The organism is Oleiphilus sp. HI0086 (assembly GCF_001635225.1).
In genome coordinates this window covers 1-4,434 of record NZ_LWFZ01000814.1, presented here as the reverse complement: position 1 = coordinate 4,434, position 4,434 = coordinate 1, and the positions used below count along the sequence as shown (strand labels likewise).

Here is a 4,434-nt window from a genome sequence, read left to right as displayed (position 1 = left end):
GTAAAAAATCTTGAAATGTTGCCTGTGGAGTGTGTTGTTCGTAACTATGCAGCGGGTAGCATCGTACGCCGCCTAGGTGTTGAAGAAGGAAAAGAATTGACTCCACCTACGTTCGAACTATTCCTAAAAGACGACGCCCTGCATGACCCAATGATTAACGTTTCTCACTGTGTATCCTTTGGTTGGGCCACGAAAGAACAGCTTGTCGAAATGGAAAAGCTTACCTATCGAGTAAACGATGTGCTGTCAGCAATGTTTGACAAGGCGGGTATGCTATTGGTTGATTACAAGCTAGAGTTTGGTTTGTCTGAAGGTAGAATTGTTCTTGGTGATGAATTTAGCCCGGACGGCTGTCGTATTTGGGATAAAGAAACTCGTAAGAAGATGGATAAAGACAGGTTTAGGCAAGGTCTTGGTAGCGTGATCGAAACTTACGAAGAGGTAGGTCAGCGTTTAGGTATTTCATTTGACTAAATTTTGTGACTTCGTTGCAGCTTTTTAATCTAAGCTGCAACGAATCAAGCAAGCAAAATCAAAAACTCCCTCTATACTTACGCTAATAGTTTTATTCTTAAGAGAATTCAATAAGGTAAGTATCTATGAAAAAAGTTACAAAACTCCTCGCTCCTTTCGTTTTGGCTGCAAGCGCCACGGCTCAAGCCGATTTTATAGGCGGTACTGTTGAAGCAAGTTATTGGTATGCCGGTGTTGGGGGTGATGCCTCTGCCGGTGGCGCAACAGTTGATTTTGAAAAAGATCTAGGTTTCGAAGATGATAGTTTCTTCGAACTCGCGGCTTCATTTGAGCATCCGGTGCCACTGATTCCCAATTTAAAGGTTCGACTGACTTCCCTTGATCAAACTGAATCAGGCAATATAGATGATACCTTTGATGATGTGGACGGACCAGTAACAACAAATCTTGACCTGACTCACTATGATGTAATTGCTTACTATGAAATTCTCGATAACTGGGTTTCGGTTGATGTTGGTTTAGATATTAAGGTTTTTGACGGTCAGCTTAATGTTGAGGGTGATACAGAAAGCTCGACCTCTACTATTGATAACTTTCTACCGCTGCCCTATGCAAAAGCTGAAGTAGAGCTTCCTTTTACTGGTATGGCATTTGGCGCCGAGTTATCGGGTATTTCGTATTCTGGTAATGGTATTTATGATGCCCGTGCCCGTATTCGTCAAAATATTAGCTTAGCATTTGTTGAGCTAGGCTATCGCACTATGGCAATCAAGATTGATGATATAGGCAGTGCTGATATCGAAGTTGATGTTGATTTTAGCGGTGTTTACTTAAGTACAGGCTTAGATTTCTAGATATAAAGTGCAATCTAGATTCGTAAGAATATTTTTCTAATATTCTCATTGCAAGGCGCTGAATTGTTTGATAAATTACGCGCCTTATTCAAGTCGCTCTCCTTGCGATGCTTGAAATAGGACTATAGCTCAGTTGGTTAGAGCGCTACCTTGACATGGTAGAGGTCGGCAGTTCGAATCTGCCTAGTCCTACCAATTTCCCTATTCGCTCCTTATTTTTATAGTTGTGGCATGTCGCGATCGTTCTAGCGATTTAAAAATACAAATTTTGGATAGCCTCCAAGTGCATAGCTAACCTCGTAAGTTGCTTCACCATTCAATTGCGATATTTCTAAACAAGGCCTCGGGAGAGATAGGTCGCAATCACCGTTGCTCAATATGTAATCTTTGTACGCTTGTATTGTAGTTGTCTGGAATAGGGAGTGGCGACCTGATAGATTTTGTTTGGGGAGTGTGAAGCTGCAGCAGTAAAAGGATAGCTCAGCGTTGGAGCTATTGTTTTTTGCTTCAGCGCAATATTTAACTGCGTGTTTTGGCGTTAGGTCTATTAACCTTGCAACCGGGTAGAATGTAGCGTTTGCAGAATCAGCGCTGTTATTCTTCACAACCTTAAGCTCTAAAGACACATTAATAGATTGTGGAATAAATATACCATGCGGCTTAAGTTGGTCTGCTAGGTTTGCCGTTATTTCTACTTGAGGCTCATGCTCAAGAGACTTCTGCATTGTTTCGCTGATGATAATGTCGAGTGTATCAGGGTGCTGGTATTCACAGGCATTAGCGTTGACAAGGTGACTGGAATACTTCGTTAATTCAAAGGCCTGTAATAGGCGTTCAACACTGTCAAGCGATTCTTGATGGATATCTAAAAAGTATGGTTCTATTTCATCAGAGCAAAACTGAGTTAGTAGCGGTAGTAGGAGCGTTGCGTAGGGCCCGCAGCCAGCGTAAAGAATTTTTATTGGCTGATCGATAGAGTTGGCTAATGTATCGCTTATAGCGGCATTGACAGCCTGAATGAAGGTTATGCTGCGCTGATGATCAAGTGTGCACTGAGCTGCTGCTTCCGAGCAAATAGCTAAGCCTTGAGGGAGGTATGAATCACTCGCCCATGCATCGAAGGCAGGAGATGCTGTTATACCGCCAAGATCACTACAGACCTTTGCATAGTCCTCTAAGGCTTTTGTTTTGTATGAATATGGCGACGACTTATCCAGGATAGCCTTCGTTATTTCTTCTAATTTGGAGCGGTTCATCGTTTGCTCTATTGCCGCTTAGATCCAGCCAAATAGAAAGTCCCATAAACTCCATGACTCTTTTTTCTCAAGCTCATTTTTTGCTTGTTCAAGTACGATGCGTTCTTGTTCTAAGGCTTTCTTTTCTTCTTCTAGCTTGAGTTTTTCTTGCGCTATTCGTTGTTCTTCAATACGGCGCTCTTCCTCAAGTCGTGCTTGTTCTTGCTGTTGCTGGGCTAGAAGCTGCTTTTCCTCTTCAAGCTTGCGTTGCTCTTGTTCTTTTTGCTCTTGAAGCCGCTTCTCTTCTTCTGCTCTTTGTTTAGCTAAGCGTTCAGCTTCAGCTTTTTTTGCGTGAGCGATGCGCTCGGCTTCGAGCTTCTTTTTAGCAGCTGCGTCTGCTTGGGCCTTTTGCTTCTCTATGTTGTTCTTTTTGACGCGTTTGCTAACCACCTTGGGCGGTGCTTTGCATTCGCCACGAGAAGGGTCTAGACGGCAGCGAATTTTCCAGAATAACTTCAGTGCGGTAGGGTTGTTGATCTGATCGTCTTGTAAGGCAAGTCTAATGCGTTTACTGAAGTGATCAATCTCATCCTTTACGAATTGATTAGTTTTAATCCAGTAGTGCTTGGGGATTTCCTCTTCGGCATCAACTACCATTTTGTTCATCGCTTTCATTCGTGTCAGCATGTAGTTTCGCATTTTATTCCCGAAATCCTCAGGGAACTGATCACGACGAGCAATGGTTTGAAGCATTCCGTAATATAGCCGGTAATCAATAATTCCTCCTTTATCTGCAAGACCCTCGTAAAGCTCAAAGGTGTTGTAGGCAAGAGCGGGCATGATCACAATATCAACTTCGCCGGTTTTAAATTTATCTGCAAAGTTTGATAGTGTTACCGTGACAGGTTTGGACTTAGATAAACTTGCAAATTTATACATTTGCGGATCATTATTCAAAATCGCAATCTTTTGACCAGAAAATTCGTCAATTGTGTCAATCGAGCGGTCTTTAACAAAGGCATACATCGAACCAACAGGGAAGGTTGTTACAACCTCATAATTGTTTTCGATCATCAGCTTGCCAGCCCTAGAGCGGCTTAGCGTAGCGATAGCAAGCTCAAGCCCTTTCTCTGAGTTAATTGCTCCAATTGCGTCCATTGTGCCGGCAAACTTAACAAACTGGCGCGACAGGATGCTCGTAAGAACGGCAGCCTCGCAGTTGCCAGCCTTAAATTGCTTAACAACATCGGTTTCTTCGGTGTAGGCGACAAATTTGAGCTTTAATCCCCAGGCTTGAGCTCGTGGAATAACGTCGGAATAAAATGTCATCACTGGGCCACTTCGGCCAACAGGATCCCAAACGCAGAACGTTTTAGATTCTAAAGAAAAAGCAGAGCTACTGAACAGGCTTATCAAGATGCAAAGAAATATAGAGAAGAGCTTCATACAGCACACCTCTGCTGAAGAGCTGGGCGGTATATATATGAATTCATGTGGCTGTTGAAAAAAAGCTGGCCAGTGAAATGACTAAATAGTCGAGTAGTCATTCGTATTCATCCTTGTTTAGAGCGTATTGTGGTGCATTATTTTTTGCTGGCAAAGCCTATCATAGTCCTTGGCTAGATAGGGTGAATCAGATAACAAAAATTATAATTAGGGGCAGAAAGGCTTGAATTGCTATCAACGTCCATGCTTTTGCAATTATATAGAAAATCCAGATGTTTCGTTTTATTGTCGAATTGTAAAGTATTGTACAATATATGCTCAATTTACTGGTCGTGTTGATAAAGCTATGTTCTCATCTATATTAATAGAAACATTACGCAACATTGGTTCACGTATTACTCCCGCAGTTTGTTGCAAGCTTTAGA

At 42.2% G+C, this 4,434-nt stretch carries 4 protein-coding genes and 1 tRNA gene; 3 read left to right on the top strand and 2 right to left on the bottom strand.

What is annotated here, in order from left to right; genetic code table 11:
• The 3 genes from A3756_RS14445 to A3756_RS14435 form a co-directional block, all read left to right on the top strand.
• The coding region (locus A3756_RS14445) for a phosphoribosylaminoimidazolesuccinocarboxamide synthase (protein ID WP_068553745.1) at positions 1-474 on the top strand (474 nt) is incomplete at its 5' end.
• A 125-nt stretch (positions 475-599) separates the two neighbouring features.
• Positions 600-1,328, top strand: a complete 729-nt coding sequence (locus A3756_RS14440; RefSeq protein ID WP_068553744.1) for a TIGR04219 family outer membrane beta-barrel protein — start codon at positions 600-602, stop codon at positions 1,326-1,328.
• Positions 1,329-1,446: 118 nt separating this feature from the next.
• Positions 1,447-1,523, top strand: a tRNA-Val gene (locus A3756_RS14435).
• Positions 1,524-1,573: 50 nt separating this feature from the next.
• Here A3756_RS14435 and A3756_RS14430 read toward each other — a convergent pair.
• Positions 1,574-2,584: a hypothetical protein gene (locus tag A3756_RS14430; protein WP_068507793.1), complete on the bottom strand. Its 1,011-nt coding sequence runs from the start codon at positions 2,582-2,584 to the stop codon at positions 1,574-1,576.
• A gap of 18 nt (positions 2,585-2,602) precedes the next feature.
• Positions 2,603-3,892 (bottom strand): putative solute-binding protein, encoded by a 1,290-nt coding sequence (locus tag A3756_RS14425; RefSeq protein WP_156490486.1) that lies wholly within the window; start codon positions 3,890-3,892, stop codon positions 2,603-2,605.
• Between the last annotated feature and the right edge of the window lie 542 nt (positions 3,893-4,434).

Coding starts and splice junctions, on each gene's coding strand:
- A3756_RS14440 (WP_068553744.1), top strand. CDS start 600: ATGAAAAAAGTTACAAAACTCCTCGCTCCTTTCGTTTTGGCTGCAAGC.
- A3756_RS14430 (WP_068507793.1), bottom strand. CDS start 2,584: ATGAACCGCTCCAAATTAGAAGAAATAACGAAGGCTATCCTGGATAAG.
- A3756_RS14425 (WP_156490486.1), bottom strand. CDS start 3,892: ATGACATTTTATTCCGACGTTATTCCACGAGCTCAAGCCTGGGGATTA.